The organism is Eudoraea adriatica DSM 19308, from assembly GCF_000382125.1.
Taxonomy (GTDB): Bacteria; Bacteroidota; Bacteroidia; order Flavobacteriales; family Flavobacteriaceae; genus Eudoraea; species Eudoraea adriatica.
In genome coordinates this window covers 350,890-366,468 of record NZ_KB907546.1, presented here as the reverse complement: position 1 = coordinate 366,468, position 15,579 = coordinate 350,890, and the positions used below count along the sequence as shown (strand labels likewise).

16 protein-coding genes are annotated in these 15,579 nt (G+C 39.8%); 2 read left to right on the top strand and 14 right to left on the bottom strand.

The features are described from left to right. Positions 1–195 precede the first annotated feature (195 nt). Both G504_RS0101830 and G504_RS0101820 read left to right on the top strand, forming a co-directional pair. Entirely contained in the window at positions 196–576 is a 381-nt protein-coding gene (locus G504_RS0101830; RefSeq protein ID WP_019668422.1) for a hypothetical protein, read from the top strand. A 371-nt stretch (positions 577–947) separates the two neighbouring features. Further along, positions 948–1,244: a hypothetical protein gene (locus G504_RS0101820; protein WP_040443726.1), complete on the top strand. Its 297-nt coding sequence runs from the start codon at positions 948–950 to the stop codon at positions 1,242–1,244. A gap of 33 nt (positions 1,245–1,277) precedes the next feature. Here G504_RS0101820 and G504_RS0101815 read toward each other — a convergent pair whose 3' ends face one another. The 14 genes from G504_RS0101815 to G504_RS0101750 all read right to left on the bottom strand — a co-directional run bounded on the left by G504_RS0101815 (position 1,278) and on the right by G504_RS0101750 (position 15,548). Further along, a complete protein-coding gene (locus G504_RS0101815; protein ID WP_019668419.1) occupies positions 1,278–3,095 on the bottom strand; it encodes an AMP-dependent synthetase/ligase in 1,818 nt (605 codons plus the stop codon). Between the two features lie 71 nt (positions 3,096–3,166). After that, on the bottom strand, positions 3,167–3,631 hold the full coding sequence (locus G504_RS0101810) for a MaoC family dehydratase (protein ID WP_019668418.1): 465 nt from the start codon (positions 3,629–3,631) through the stop codon (positions 3,167–3,169). Positions 3,632–3,640: 9 nt separating this feature from the next. Next, entirely contained in the window at positions 3,641–4,378 is a 738-nt protein-coding gene (locus G504_RS0101805) for an SDR family NAD(P)-dependent oxidoreductase (protein ID WP_019668417.1), read from the bottom strand. A 96-nt stretch (positions 4,379–4,474) separates the two neighbouring features. Next, the gene (locus G504_RS0101800; protein WP_019668416.1) at positions 4,475–5,449 is read right to left on the bottom strand and encodes an NADPH:quinone oxidoreductase family protein; all 975 of its coding nucleotides are present in this window, start codon (positions 5,447–5,449) and stop codon (positions 4,475–4,477) included. Then, positions 5,430–6,458 (bottom strand): NADP-dependent oxidoreductase, encoded by a 1,029-nt coding sequence (locus G504_RS0101795; protein WP_019668415.1) that lies wholly within the window; start codon positions 6,456–6,458, stop codon positions 5,430–5,432. Before G504_RS0101795 ends, G504_RS0101800 begins: the two co-directional genes overlap by 20 nt. Before the next feature lie 7 nt (positions 6,459–6,465). Continuing rightward, positions 6,466–7,239, bottom strand: a complete 774-nt coding sequence (locus G504_RS0101790) for an enoyl-CoA hydratase/isomerase family protein (protein ID WP_019668414.1) — start codon at positions 7,237–7,239, stop codon at positions 6,466–6,468. Positions 7,240–7,282: 43 nt separating this feature from the next. After that, positions 7,283–8,041 carry an SDR family NAD(P)-dependent oxidoreductase gene (locus G504_RS0101785; protein ID WP_019668413.1) on the bottom strand — a complete coding sequence of 253 codons (759 nt, stop codon included), beginning with the start codon at positions 8,039–8,041 and terminating at the stop codon, positions 7,283–7,285. Between the two features lie 35 nt (positions 8,042–8,076). After that, the gene (locus G504_RS0101780; protein ID WP_019668412.1) at positions 8,077–8,472 is read right to left on the bottom strand and encodes a hypothetical protein; all 396 of its coding nucleotides are present in this window, start codon (positions 8,470–8,472) and stop codon (positions 8,077–8,079) included. Between the two features lie 28 nt (positions 8,473–8,500). After that, the gene (locus G504_RS0101775; protein WP_019668411.1) at positions 8,501–9,580 is read right to left on the bottom strand and encodes a phosphotransferase family protein; all 1,080 of its coding nucleotides are present in this window, start codon (positions 9,578–9,580) and stop codon (positions 8,501–8,503) included. Positions 9,581–9,582: 2 nt separating this feature from the next. Beyond that, the gene (locus G504_RS0101770; protein ID WP_019668410.1) at positions 9,583–10,800 is read right to left on the bottom strand and encodes an acyl-CoA dehydrogenase family protein; all 1,218 of its coding nucleotides are present in this window, start codon (positions 10,798–10,800) and stop codon (positions 9,583–9,585) included. 28 nt (positions 10,801–10,828) lie between these two features. Continuing rightward, positions 10,829–11,608, bottom strand: coding sequence for an SDR family NAD(P)-dependent oxidoreductase (locus G504_RS0101765; RefSeq protein WP_019668409.1), 780 nt, complete (start codon positions 11,606–11,608; stop codon positions 10,829–10,831). A gap of 53 nt (positions 11,609–11,661) precedes the next feature. Beyond that, entirely contained in the window at positions 11,662–13,473 is a 1,812-nt protein-coding gene (locus tag G504_RS0101760; protein ID WP_019668408.1) for an acyl-CoA dehydrogenase, read from the bottom strand. A 244-nt stretch (positions 13,474–13,717) separates the two neighbouring features. Further along, the gene (locus tag G504_RS0101755; protein ID WP_240473016.1) at positions 13,718–14,692 is read right to left on the bottom strand and encodes a metallophosphoesterase family protein; all 975 of its coding nucleotides are present in this window, start codon (positions 14,690–14,692) and stop codon (positions 13,718–13,720) included. A gap of 58 nt (positions 14,693–14,750) precedes the next feature. Then, complete coding sequence (locus G504_RS0101750; RefSeq protein ID WP_019668406.1) at positions 14,751–15,548, bottom strand: family 16 glycoside hydrolase; 798 nt, start codon at positions 15,546–15,548, stop codon at positions 14,751–14,753. Positions 15,549–15,579: the final 31 nt, after the last annotated feature.

Here is a 15,579-nt window from a genome sequence, read left to right as displayed (position 1 = left end):
ATGATTACATTGTGGTTTATTTAAAAAGAATCACAGGGAGTTTAAGGCTTTTTGAAAACCAAATTTCACGGTCCCGGGAATTGCCTTTTTAGCTCAATTTCAAATTCAGCATTTTAGGTCAAAAAAATTCAGGAAACGCTTAAAATTTATTACATATAACCCTCCGGTTCACCATAAAATTAAATTGATATTGCAATGACTACAAAAAAACAGATCGCCCTTAAATATATGGATTACCTGGCCAAAGGTGATAGCGAGGAAATAATAAAACTTTTTAATGAAAATGGCATTGTAGACTCGCCCATTTACGGTATTATGAAAGCCGATGAGTTTTATCATCAGCTTACTAATGATACAAACAACTCCGAATTGGAGCTGAAAGGAATTTTTGAAGAAAATGATTCCAATAAATTGGCACTCTATTTTGGCTATAGATGGACACTGAGAAATAAGGAAGAAGTAGAATTTGATGTCGTCGATATAATAGAATTTGATTCGTTAAATACTATTCATAAGCTTAAAATTATTTATGACACCACTGTAGCGAGAAAATTAGTAAATAAATTAAAAAAATAGAATATAGATTAGCGAACACCCATTTAATATTTTGCGAGCTTATAGAGGTAAGCACCCAAACCTGCCGGAAGCTTCGTATCTTCTGAAAAAAAGAGAAACTTAAAGCACTTTATCCAAATTTATTAGCATTCAACGGAAAATTTTTGGAGTTGGTCCGGACAGGCCTAACTTTATTATTATGAGAAAAAATTCTAAAATTATCAAAACGGTATTGACCTTGGGTAGTGCTTTTTTGCTTTTTATGGCATTTATGGTAGTTTTCAAGATTATTTAGCCTCAACTTTAGTCAGATTAATCTGATTTGTATCTTTGATATACCATTTCACCCCAAATCCATCATAATTTAATATTATGAACCTAAAACCTGAAAGATGCACAAAACCACAAAAATTTTAGTCATTTTATTGGTCGTAGTCGTTATGGGCTTTGGTATTGGGATATACCTCCAGGACCTAAAGCATCAGGAGAGTACCGCAGCGGCGTGGGAAGCCAACCGGTTTAACGTTGCGAAATTCCATAAGATACTGAAGTATAATTCCAATATGAATACAGCCAACTGGGCAATAATGAAAGACAGCATTTCACGGCAATTAGACTCATTGGTAATCCTTAGGTTCAGAAAGGAAATGGACAGCCTGAATGCCCTGAAGAATCAAAACCCAAACTGATCTCGTAAATTCTTAAGCAAAAAAGGAGTAGTATCAGGCATATATTTCCTGAATTTCCTTCTTGTACTTCTCCCTAATCACACGTCTTTTAAGCTTCAAAGTTGGCGTTAGCTCAGCTACAGAATCATCTTCGTGTATAGGCAGCCATACCGCGGGGACCAGGCGGAATTTCTTTATTTGCTCTATATGACTGAATTCCGGATTATAACTATTAATCACTTTTTGATATTTCGCAATTATTTTATCCTGCTTCACCATATCCTCCAGGTTGGTCCACTTAATATTCTTATGCTTGCACCAGTTCTTTAATCCATCCTCTGAAGGAACAATAAGTGCCGAAACAAATTTTTGTTTATCCCCTACAACCATTATCTGGTCAATAATAAAATTTTCCTTAATCCTGTTTTCAATAGGCGCAGGGGCTACATACTTACCCCCGGATGTTTTTAGCAATTCCTTCTTTCTGTCTGTAATTTTTAAAAATTCCTTTCCATTCGGACCTTTAATCAGCTTACCAATATCACCGGTGCAAAACCACTTTCTGCCATCAATTTCTTTAAATACCTGAGCATTTATCTCAGGTTTTTTATAATAGCCCGACATAACATTCGGTCCAATGGCCAATATTTCACCTTCGTCATCATTATAATCCCCCGAAGACCTGTCTATATATAATTCTACACCATTAATAGCATAGCCAACTGTCCCAATAATGGCTCCACCTGGTTCTGTGCCGTTAACGGTTAAAGTAGGAGAAGTTTCTGTAAGTCCATATGCCTCCCGTATATTAATCCCGGCAGCACAAAAAACACGGATTATTTTCAAAGGACAAGGGGCAGAACCAGTGAATATCAAACGGATATTCCCCCCCAGGGCTTCACGCCATTTACTAAAAATCAATTTATCTGCGATCCCCCATTTCAATTTATTAATTGGGGATAATTTTTGATCCAGGTCATAATTATCGGTTAAGCGAAGTGCCCAAAAGAAAAGAGCCTTTTTTGCACCTGTTAAAGCCAGTCCCTTATTGTAAATAGCTTCATAGACTTTTTCCAGCAACCTTGGAACCGTTGTAAAAACTACTGGTTTCACAGATGCCAAATCGCCATTCGGCCCGCTAAGATTATCGGTGCCACAAAAATATATACTGGCTGCTTTATTAAACCATGCTAAAGAAACCGCTCTTTCATAGATATGGCACAACGGCAAAAAACTCAATACTCTTTCCCCGGGATGCAGTGTAATAAATGGAGTAGTCTCCAGTATGGCATGCAAGATATTCTTATTTGTTAACATAACCCCTTTAGGGTTTCCGGTTGTACCAGACGTATAAATAATTGTAATAAGATCTTCCCCGGTTGATCGGTTTTTTATTTCCTCAATTTGAGCTAGCCCATCGGTATCTAAAATTTCTTTCCAATAGGGTCTTCCATCAGTTTTGTCAAAAGTGTATATACTTTCTAAACTAGGAACTTTTTTACTGGTAAGGGTAAGTTTATCATAAAGGTCGAGTCCTCCGCAAAAAGCTGCCTTTACTTCTGCCTCATTTAAAATATATTCAAATTCCGAAATACTTATTGTTGGGTATAATGGAATACTTATCAAGCCAGACATTTGCAGGGCAAAGTCCATTATAACCCATTCCGGTCTGTTTTTATAGATTACCATAGCTACCTTATCCCCGGGCTTCAGTCCCAATTTCAATAATCCGGAGGCTGCTTGTTCCGCATAATTTTTTACATCCTCTGTGCTAAACGATTTCCAATCGCCATTCGCATCGCGAATATTTAATGAAGCTTCAAGTGGGTTATTATTCAGTTGATGGTATAGGAGGTCAAAAACTCTGGTCATTGGTTTGAATATTTTAGGTTAGGCCTTAGTTATCTAATTTTACATGGAAGGTTATCGTTAAATTTAAGAAATTACTCGAACATTAAACTAATAAACTCAGCAACACAAGCAGGTTTGTCAGATTCATCGGTCTCCACGACACAATTCCAGGTAATTTTAACGCCATTATCTCCGTAATTTTCAATTTTTTGAATAGCTCCAATTAGCCTAAGCCTGCTGTCCACTAAGACAGGGCTTGGAAAACGCACTTTGTTAAGACCATAATTTACTCCCATTTTCACAGATTTAATCAGCAAAACATCTTTTAAAAGCTTGGCCAATAGTGACAAAGACATGAAGCCATGAGCCACAGGTTTTTTAAATGGGGAATATTTTGTCGCTTTTTCAACATCTATATGTATCCATTGGAAATCCATGGTGGCTTTAGCAAAGTCGTTGATCATTTCCTGGGTAACAGTAAGCCAATCTCCGGCCGGTAAAGTTTTTCCTTCTAATTCGCGAAAAGATTCGATATTCTCTAATTCCAGTTGAGCCATTTTATATAGTTATCTTGAAGTTCCACCATCTATTGTAAGGCATGTCCCCGAAACAAAGCGAGCTTCATCAGAAGCAAGGTATAAATAACCATAGGCTATATCTATGGGTTGTGCTACGGTCCGCAAGGGAATACTTTCTTTAATTTTAGCAAAATGCTCATCCGGAATCTTTTCTACCATATCGGTCATTGTAAATCCCGGCGCGATGGCGTTGGCAGTGATACCATACCTGCCCAATTCCATGGTCCATGTTTTAGACATCGCAATAACACCCGCTTTAGTCGCTGCATAATTTGTCTGCCCAAAATTACCCCTTAAACCAACGTTAGAAGCAGCGCTTACTATCCTGCCCCATTTATTTGCCTTCATATAAGGAACCACAGCCTGCGTGCAAATAAAGACTCCCTTAAGATTTACCTCTATAACTGCATCCCATTCTTCCTCACTCATTTTTTCAAGTGTTCTATCCCTGGTAATTCCGGCGTTGTTTATCAGGATATCTATTCTGCCGTATTTATTATTTACATTTTTGAAAACGCCTTCCACAGCTGCTCTATCCGTTACCGATACCTGATGGTATTCTGCTCTTTTACCGGTATCATTTATACTATCTGCTACTTTTTGCCCTTGCGGCAATAGATCTAATATAATTACCGTTGCGCCTTCCCTCGCAAAGAGTTCTGAAATGGCCTTGCCTATACCACGGGCTCCTCCCGTGACTATCGCTATTTTGTCTTTTAATCTCATTTTGTATAATTCAATAATTTTTTTCTTAAGGATTTAGTTCTCTAAAGCAAAGTGAACTTTTACTTAAAAACACTTTTTTTTTAGTATTAAACAGGCTTACACTTCCAGCACTAATTTACCCCTGACCTTTCTGTTCATCATTTCCTCCAATGCCCTGGATGTATACTTCAATTCATAGGTCTTATGGATATGGGGTTTTAGCATCCCCTTGTCAAACCATTTCATCAACGTTGCCGTATTCTCCATATTTTGTTTTGGATTCCTCATGGCAAAATCACCCCAAAATACACCGACGACCGAACCCGTTTTAAGGAGTGGCAAATTCATAGGCAGTTTAGGTATTGTCCCGGAAGCGAATCCTACAACCAGAAATCTGCCCTCCCATGCAATTGCCCTGAATGCAGCCTCAGAATATTCACCTCCGACAGGATCGTAGATAACATCTACCCCCTTTTTACCCGTCAATTTTTTTATTTCAGACTTCAGGTCTTCTTTCGAATAGTTAATGGTTAGATCTGCACCATATTCGCGACATAATTGCAACTTGTCTTCGGAAGAGGCTGCTGCGATAACTTTTGCTCCCATTAATTTTCCTAACTCTACAGCTGCCAAACCAACGCCTCCTGAAGCCCCGAGAACAAGCAATGTTTCGCCCTCAGATAGTTTTGCGCGATCCTTAAGAGCATGGTATGAAGTGCCATATGCCACCATAAATGACGCCGCAGTAGGGAAGTTCATTTTTTTTGATTTCAGGAAACAAGTATTGGATGGGACAACAACTTCCTCCGCAAAACCTCCGCTAAAGACAAAACCGAAAACTTCATCACCGACTTTTAGATGTCCGACATCATCGCCGACTTCTTTAATAACCCCGGCTATGTCGCTACCCGGAGTGAAAGGGAGTTCCGGCTTAAATTGATATAAACCCTGAATAATTAAGGTGTCCGGAAAATTTATTCCACAGGCTTTTACCGCTACTAATACTTCATTGGCGCCCGGTTTTAATCCGGGCATTTCTTCCAGAACCAGCGAAGACGGCGGTCCAAATTCTTTACATCGTATGGCTTTCATCTTCGATTACTTTTAGTACCAGTTTACCTAATTTATCACCTGAAAACAACCTTTGAAAGGTCTGCGGAAAGTTTTCAATTCCCTCATAAATATCTTCTTTGCCCTTCAGTTTTCCTTCAGCCAGCCATGCTCCCATATCTCTTGCAGCTTCGCTATACCTTTTTGCATAATCAAATACAACCATTCCCTGCATTGTAGCGCGGTTCACCAGAAGTGAAAGGTAATTACTGGGTCCTTTTACAGACATTTTGTTGTTGTATTGAGAAATGGCTCCACAAATCACTATCCGGGCATGCATTCTAAGCCTGCTAAGGGCAATATCAAGAATTTCGCCTCCTACGTTGTCAAAATATACATCCAGACCTTTTGGACATTCTTCCTTCAACCTGCTCCTAACATCTTCGTTTTTGTAGTCAATAGCAGCATCAAAACCCAGTTCCTCCAAAAGATAATTGCATTTTTTTTGTCCCCCGGCTATACCAATAACCCTACATCCCTTAATTTTGGCAATTTGCCCCACAATACTTCCCACAGCCCCCGCCGCTCCTGAGACCACCACAATATCACCTTCCTTTATTTTTCCTACTTCGAGAATGCCAAAATAGGCCGTCATGCCGGTCATTCCCAGGGTACTTAAATAAGTAGGAAGTGGAGCCAAAGCAGGATCTATAATGCGGCTATTGGCACCATCTGAAACCGCATATTGCTGAACACCTCCAAATCCGGCCACAAAGTCCCCGATTTTAAAATTGGGATTGTTTTTAACCGCGACCACCTCCCCTACAGCTCCGGCACGCATGACAGAGCCAATAGCCATCGGTTCTATATAGGATTTGGAATCATTCATCCATCCCCGCATAGCCGGGTCCAGGGAAACAAAATGCTGTCTCACCAGAATTTCTCCATCCTGCAATTCGGGGACAGGATTAATCTCCAGTGACCAGGTAGAAGGATCAGCTTCTCCTACGGGCCTCTTTACAAACTTTAATTGCTTATTCATTTTTTTCATTTCTATTCTATACTTTCTTTTTGTTTGTGAAACTCTTTACATATGCTTCCATTTTGGTTCTGATTTCCGGTTTCCACCATAAGGTCGCAGCTTCTTTGAGGGAATTTTCGGCATCCATATCAAGCCTGGCAAGTAGATTTTTTCGCAGTTTCCTTTTGGTGTTAACAAGTATCTCCTGATCTGCCTTCAAATAATGCTGCATCCTGGCTTCAGCCATTGGCAACACCTGCTCCAAAGGAACCAATTCATCTACTAATCCGGCTGACAAAGCTTCTTCTGCATTAAGCAGCTTCCCTTCCATAATATATCTGCTTGCCAGACCCCCACCTATCCAAAAGGCATAGGTTTCTATTAAGTTCTGAGATATTTGAATATTAACAGCTACCTCATTCAGCCCTATTATATATTGCCCGCCATCTGCCATTATCCTGTTATCACTTGCCACTGCAAGAACACAGCCTCCCGCCGGGGCATGACCTGTAATGGCCGAAATAACAGGTTTTGTAATGTGCATAAGCTCTATAAAGAGCGCCCCGAAAACACGAAAAAAGTCTTTGATCTGTCTTTTGTCATATTGAAATAATTCAATTAAATCCAGACCTGCGGAGAAATAGTGCGGTTGTCCGGTAAGTATTGCTCCTTTAACTGAACTGTCATTTTCAATATCCCGGAATACCTGCCTAAGCTCCTGAACCATAGCGTAATTAATTGCATTTACCTTTCCTCGGTTCATCTGAACAATGGTATATTCTTCTTTTTTTATAACCTTCAATGCATTCATTTAGCAGTCTTTTTAATTTGTTTAGCCTTTGATTTTTAATTGGCTATAAAAGTGACATACCACCGTCTAATGTTATGGTTTGACCGGTAACATATTTTGATTTATCGGAAGCAAGCCACAAGACAGCTTCTGCAATTTCATCTGCATCCCCAAACCTATCCATAGGAATCAGTTGTTTTAAGGTGTCTGACATATCCGGCCTGCTTGCCAAAAGTTTGTCTAAAAGTGCCGAGTGGGTATAGCCGGGACAGACGGCATTTATTCTGATATTTTTACGTCCATATTCAAGGGCGGCTGATTTGGTCATACCTACAACAGCAAATTTGCTGGCACTATACGAGAGATTGTACCCCGAAGGCTTTAAGCCAGCCAGGGATGCCATATTAATTATGTTTCCGTATCCCTGCTTCATCATATGCCCCAAAGCAACTTTCATACAATAGAAAACTCCTGTCTGATTCACTGCAATAACATTGTCCCAATCCTCGAGCGTGTGTTCGGCGGTTTTTTTTTGATTTTCACCACCTATTCCCGCATTATTAATCATAACATCCAGCTTACCGTGATTTTTAATCGCTTGTGCTATTAATAATTCAACTTCTTTAAATGCAGACACATCCACCTGGAAAGCAAAAGCCCTACCTCCTGCAATATTGATTTTATTGGCAACACTTTTTGCGCTTTTTAGATTGAGATCAGCTACGATTACAGAAGCCCCGTGTTTAGCCAATAAGATAGCGGACGCGGCTCCTATTCCACTTCCTGCACCCGTGATGATAACAACTTTATTTTCTAAACTCATATGACCTTAATTAAACAAAATAAAAACCCCGGACATTACACGGAATTTGATTTACAGTATACCAATCGTGAATCCTGTAAAGACTGTTCTCGTAATTTTGAGGGATATCCTTTAGCCTGAGTCATTTTAAAAAATTCCCCGGCATTTTTATATTTTACCAGGAGAACATCATCCCATAATTCCTGATCTTCCGGTCCTATCAGCATAAGTTTTGGGCTTCCGAAAAACACAATTTCAGCATCTACTTTCCCAAAAAAAGGAGATGCTGCCATCATATATTGCCTGTAGGAAGCCTCGCCTGTCAATCCTGTTTCTTCTACCCGGTCTTTATATCTCAAAAGGTTAAGCATTACTAATTCCTGATCCTCTGGCAACCGTGCCAATGCATTTAGCTGTTCTTTATTTACTTCTATATATGACTTGTTTTTCACGAATAAACCCAATTAAATTTTAAAAAAACTAATACAATTCATCAATTCTGTCTTTTTGTATAGCATTCCATGCGGTATTGCAGCAAAGGGCCGAAACCTCATTTAAACCTTCGAAACGGGGATCTTTTGTATACCCGTGTTTAAACCTATAGTATATCTGTTGGGCTATAACCGCAATTTTAAAGAGACCATATGCAAAATAGAAAGTGAGGTTATTAATATTCCTGCCACTTTTTAGCGCATATCTGTGCACAATTTCTGTCCTGCTTGGATTACCTGCCATTGTAGTTGGTGACGGCAATCCATGTTTTAAAAAATCCGCATCTGAAGACGTAGTCCAATACCCAAGGGACGTGCCCAAATCCATCAATGGATCGCCCAAAGTGCACATTTCCCAATCCAGTACAGCCACTATTTTTTCCCATTGATCATTAACAAATACTACATTATCATACTTATAGTCATTATGGATAAGGCTGTAATCATAATTTCGGGGTTTATTATTTTCCATCCAGGACATCACCTTTTGTGCAGAGATAACTTCCTCGGTAGCTGCGGCAAGGTACTGTTTGCCCCAGTTTTTAACCTGGCGCTCTACATAGCCTTCAGGATTTCCCAATGATTCCAATCCGGCAGCCTTATAGTCCGCCTCGTGTAGCTCAACAAAAGCATCTAGCCAGGTATCCGCTATTTTATTAAAATCATTTGGAGACACCTTTCGTTCTTTGGCCTCCCGGGCGGTCAGAATAATTCCCTCAACTTTATTCATTATATAAAATGGAGCTCCCAATATCTCAACATCCTCTGAGTATGCGTAAGTGACCGGAGTTTTGTCAAATACATTATGCAGCTTGTTCAGTACATTAAACTCCCTCCCCATATTATGTCCTCGCTTTGGTGCAGCAAATGGCGGGCGGCGCAAAACGTATTCCTTTTCTTCGATTTTCAGCAGATAGGTAAGGTTAGAATATCCATTATAAAACTGCCTGATTATCAATTCGCTTTTTACCGTATTAATCAAATTGTTTTGCAAAAGGAACTTTTTCAAATTCCCCTCATGAAGCTCTTCTCCTTTTCGAACAGTTTGGGTTAATTCCTTTTCCGGCATAGTTAGATTTCCGCGTATTTTTTGATAGTGTTTTTTCCCAATTGACTTAAGTGAACCTCATCCGGGCCATCTGCCAGTCGCAAAGTTCTTGCCGTAGCGTAGAAATGAGCTAATGGTGTATCGCCACTTACCCCTTTGCCCCCCATTATCTGAATGGCTCTGTCGATTACTTTTAAAGCCATATTCGGAGTTACTATCTTAATCATGGCTATAAGGTCTTTTGCCTCCTTGTTACCAACCCTATCCATTTTATCTGCAGCGGAAAGCACCAGCAGACGTGTTTGTTCAATTTCACAACGAGAAAATGCTATTTCCTGTCGAATACTGCTGTAGGTATCCAAAGTCCGGCCAAACGGACTGCGTTTCGTGGCCCTTTCGGACATTAACTCCAGGGATCGTTGTGCCATCCCTATTAATCGCATACAATGGTGTATTCTTCCCGGACCCAAACGTCCCTGTGCTATCTCAAATCCTCTTCCTTCACCGAGAATAAGATTCTTTTTTGGCACACGTACTTTATTCAATACTATTTCTGCATGTCCTTCCGGAGAATCATGGTATCCAAAAACGCTTAAGGGTCTTATGACCTCTACGCCCGGAGTATCCATAGGAACCAAAATCATACTATGTTGCAAGTGGCGTGCTGCACCAAAATCGGTCTTGCCCATTACTATTGCTATCTTACACCTGGGGTCCATTGCTCCCGAAGACCACCATTTCCTGCCGCTTATCACATAGTCGTCACCATCTGCCAGTATGGACGTCTCTATTTTAGTGGCGTCTGAGGAGGCCACATTGGGTTCGGTCATCAAAAATGAAGATCTGATATCGCCTTGCATCAAAGGGTATAGCCAGGTATCTTTCTGTTCCGGACTTCCATATTTTGCCAGAACCTCCATATTACCGGTATCAGGCGGACTACAATTAAAAACCTCCGATGACCATAATATCCTTCCCATAATCTCTGCCAACGGGGCATATTCCAAATTTGTTAATCCCGGGCTTAATTTTCCATAAGTTTTTGGTAGAAACAAATTCCAAAGCCCTTCATCTTTTGCATTTTTTTTCAAAGCATCTAGGCCGGGCCACCTTTTCCAAATATTGTCAGGGTCTCTGTGAAAAGATTCTACTTCCTGCTGAACCGGTCCTATATAGCGGGCTATAAATTGTCTGAGTTTTGCCTGGAAAGCAATAGATTTTTCACTGTATTCAAAATTCATATCATTAATTTTATTCGGTATTCAAACTTTATCCAGAAATTAAATAGCCTCCGTCTGCAACATAGACTCCTCCTGTCATATAAGATCCGGCTTCTGAAGCCAGTAACATAACCATGCCGGCCATTTCTTCCGGGGCGGCTATCCGTCCCAGCGGTAAGGCCTTTTTAAATCCTTCAACCAATTTATCATTCGTCCATAAACCTTCACTAAATTTGGTCTTGATCAGGCCCGGACACAAAACATTTGCCCGAATCCCATGACGGCCCCATTCTTTCGCCTGATTCTTGGTTAGCATAATCAAAGCCGATTTGGTCGCACTGTAAAGCCCTAAACCAAATCCGGGAGTTATTCCTTCAACAGATGAAATATTTATGATACTGCCACAACCCTTTTCCTTCATATGTGGCAAGACCAGATTGGAAAGGATCCAAGGCGCCTTCACGTTAACATTCATTATCTTATCAAAAACTGCTTCGTCTGAGCCCTCCAGAGGACCATAATAAGGGTTTATTGCCGCATTGTTTACCAGAATGTCTATTCTTCCAAAATGTTCTATGGTTTTGGCAATTAGCCTTTCGCGTTGATCAGAATCGCCAATATGGCATTGAATCCCGACCGCCTCAAGGCCCGCTTCTTCAAATTCACCGGCAACCTGGTCTACCGCGGACTGTTTCCGACTGCTTACTACGACTTTGGCTCCATTTTCCGCTAGCCCTCTTGCAACAGACTTTCCTATTCCTTTACTTGAACCGGTCACTATAGCGACTTTGCCACTTAGATCAAATTTAGATTTTATACTTGGTTTCATTAGTCTTTATTGATTTTGGTAATTGTCTTAACCCTTGCTCTACTTATTATTCATTAAGTAAATAATTGTTTTTCAGCGGAAGTAGTCAATACCTGTTTATCCATCAAAACATCAGCTAATGACTTTGTCTTGGCAATTTCATATTTGAAATAAAATCTCATGGCATGGATCTTACTTTCGTAGAATACAGCTGAATATTTGGAATCATTCAAAACCATCGCCTTTTGTGCTTTAACAGCAATATCCAACCACAACCAACCTACAACTATATTCCCGAAAAATTCCATGAAAACTGTAGCATCTGATAAAAAGCGCTCATAATCCCCATTTTTGGCGAAATCCATCAGAAAATTCACAACTTCCTGTGCCAGGGTTAAAGTTGATTTGAGTTTGCCGGCATATGGCAGGAGATCTTCAAATTCAGATGCTGCTTTAATACTATTCATTATTTCGGCGGATAACAATTGTAATCCTTTTCCATTATTCATAGTAATCTTCCTTCCCAGGAGATCTAAGGATTGAATACCTGTAGTTCCTTCATAAATCGAAAAAATACGGATGTCTCTGTAATATTGTTGCAGGATAAAGTCTGAACAAAAACCGTAACCTCCAAGAACCTGAAGGCCATTGCTCACTGAAATTAAACCCATTTCTGAAGGATAGGTTTTAGCAATTGGCGTTAGTACCTCAAGTAAATTTTTGTATCGCTCCCTTTCTTCAGGATCTGAATGTGTCTGTGCTAAATCGTGGTATTTGGAGGAAAGTAATATCAGGCTTAATGAACCTTCTGCGACTACCTTTTGAAGTAAAAGCATACGTTTTACATCCGGATGGTTTATTATAAGGGTTTGTTCCTGACTTACATCTTTCTTACCTGTATTGGTAAGACTGCGGCCCTGGGGTCTTTCTCTTGCATAAGACAACGATGCCTGATAAGCGGCCATACTAATGGCGGCAGCGCCTCGCCCAACAGCTATCCGCGCTCCGTTCATCATCATGAACATATATTTTAATCCCTGATTGGGTTCGCCTACAAGCCATCCTTTGCAATTGTCATTATGCCCAAAGAAAAGATGGGTCGTACAATACCCTTTTTGACCCATTTTCTGAAAATCAGCAAAAGTCGTTACATCATTAGGAATAAGGTCACCATTGGCAGAAAGCCTGTATTTTGGAACAACAAATAAAGAAATCCCCTTTGTTCCTGCAGGCGCACCTTTAATTCTAGCCAGTAAGAGGTGAACAACATTTTCAGCTCCTTTATAATCTCCGCCGGAGATAAATATCTTCTGCCCTGAAATATTATAGCCATCCTCAGCAGGCTCAGCGGAAGTTACAATGTCTGATAAAGAACTTCCTGCCTGGGGCTCAGTCAGGCACATGGTTCCACTCCAATCACCTGCAAGCATTTTGGGAACGAATATTTCATTAAGCTCCTTGCTGCCAAAATGCACGATCAACTCGGCTGCCCCAAGGGTCAACCCAAGGTAACCCGGCAAATGGTTGTTGGCGGCTTCCTGAATATAAGCAGAAGCCGTAACAACTATCCCTGGCAATTGCATCCCCCCAATTTCGTAGTCGAACAAAGCAGAAACAAGGCCCATTTCCCCGCCTTTTTTGATGTAATTATTTACTTGTGGATGGACAATTATTTCTCCATCTTCGAAATGTGCAGGCTGCTCGTCCATTTCCCGAAAAAACGGGAACATTTCCCTATCTGAAAACTCTTTAACAGAATTTAAAAAAAGTTCTATAGATTCCCTGTCATAACTATTATGGCGACTTTGATCTAAAACATTTTGAAGGTCGTGTACATCGTAAAGTAAATATTTAAGAGTGTCTAAATCAATATATTGATTTGCCATACGAAATTCAATTTTAATTCTTAAAAGGACAATTATTGAGAGCCAGAATCCAAATACAGGCTTATAAATTTAGCTGTATAAAGCCACGATTACTTTTAATGCCTGATGGCGGTGTTGTATTTGATAGAATTTGGCAGTAATAATTTCCTTGAATATAGTCAATTAGAATGACATTCAGTCTGAAATTATCATCAAGTAAAAGAGGTTATTTCTTTAGGTCCCACAAAATGCATTCGACTAAAGCCTAATCTGGAATTTCACCCATTTCATTTAAAATTCCATTCATTTTTAAATGTGTGATTACCGGTTTTTCAGCCATTCTCACAAGGGTTACATGATCAAACGCCAGAGAATCGCCCAAAGCCTGACTTCCGCCTGTAGTACCAAGGATCATATAATCCATATTGTTTCTTAGCCTGTGTGAAAAGGAATGGAAGTGGCCATTAATAACGGTATAATTCCGCAGGGATAATAATGTTTCTAATTGTCCCAGCCCTTTATCATCCTCTCGCATCCATAGTGGTTTGTGCATAAGGACGAAAGTCCATTTTACTTTTGGATATTTCTTCAAGACACTCTCAAAATAGGTAAATTGATTCTCACTCATACCACCAAGCCGGCGTTCCGGCATACTGAAATATTCAGACTCTTCATAGACCCCGTCAATTTCACCATCTATAATTTTAATAGCCTTAGCTCGCGCATTATAAATCTCTAACATCCTCGTTTCAGTATAGTCCTCTGAATCCATCATTAAGAATAAAACATCCTCGTAAACAAAATGATAATAACGGGGACCAAATCTATTTTTCCAGAATTCCCTCATTTTTGGATTGGTCAGATCGTGATTCCCTCCTAAATAAAAGAAAGGCATATTAAATTTTGCAGTTCTGGCATCAAAGGAATCCCATTCCCTGGCAAGTTTTAAAGAATCTTCGGTTCCGCCATCAATTAAGTCCCCAACACTAAGGACAAAAGTGGGGTCGAGCCTGTTTAATTGAGATACTGCAGTGCTATAGACCCCTTCTCGTTCCCCTCCGTTTAAATCTGAGATGATCGCAAAAGTAAAATCTTCCTCCTCTATTTCAAACGATTCACTTGTCCAGGGTGTAGGGCCCTCTTTAATATCATGCAGAAATTTTGGAGAAGACTTTTCATTAGTCCTGCAACTCATTATTAACCAGGTCAATATGATAAAAAACAATAAATAAGTTCTCATTTTCATTTAATTAATTTGCTTTGCTGTTAAAGCGAAAAAAGAATGTGGAGGATGTTTATTATAATATTTTAATTTTAATTTCCCTGAATTCAATTCCCTGACCTTCCGATTGCAGACCAATATAGCCTTCTTTTAGCAGTTTACCATCAATTTTGATTGCAGGGTCAAATCCGTCTGCCACCCCTCCTCCTATTTGAGGCTTGCTATACTGTAATACTTCTTCACCATTGACTATATGGGTTACAAGAGAATCGCGGTAAACAATTAATTCTCCCCTTATCCACTGGTCCCATTTATATGTTTTCGATGAAGAATTTATACAATGGCGTGGATCAATTTTAGTATTATAAACAACATCGGTCCCGGGGGAACACATATTACCCGTTGGTCTGGGTTCTCCATTACCTTCATCGGCCAATATTTGGTATTCCACAGAAATAGGCCAGTTCTGGTCTTTTAAAATGGTTTTGGGGTCCTGGGAATGAAACATAACCCCACTATTCCTATACGTATAAACAGGAGCATCCTTTAACCATTGATCCGTAAATCGATACTCAAACTTCAAATGATACGATGTAAATGATTCATCATAGAATAGATGGGCAAATCGTTCATTAAATGCATCATAATCATCATAGTTAACTTGAATTTTCCCGTCACTTACCCGAAAAGTATTTGCATAGTTATCCCCTAATTCATGCCGATGAACTTTAACTACCCAGCCTTCCAGGTTCTCTCCATTAAAAAGGTAGCGCCAATCTCCTGCGGCATTAGCGTCCTTTGAAGTATTTATTACCCCGCAGGATATGGCACTTAAAATGGCCGGAATAAACAATATTGCTTTTATTTTTTTCATCTTCGGTTAATTTACGACTCCGGATTAGGCT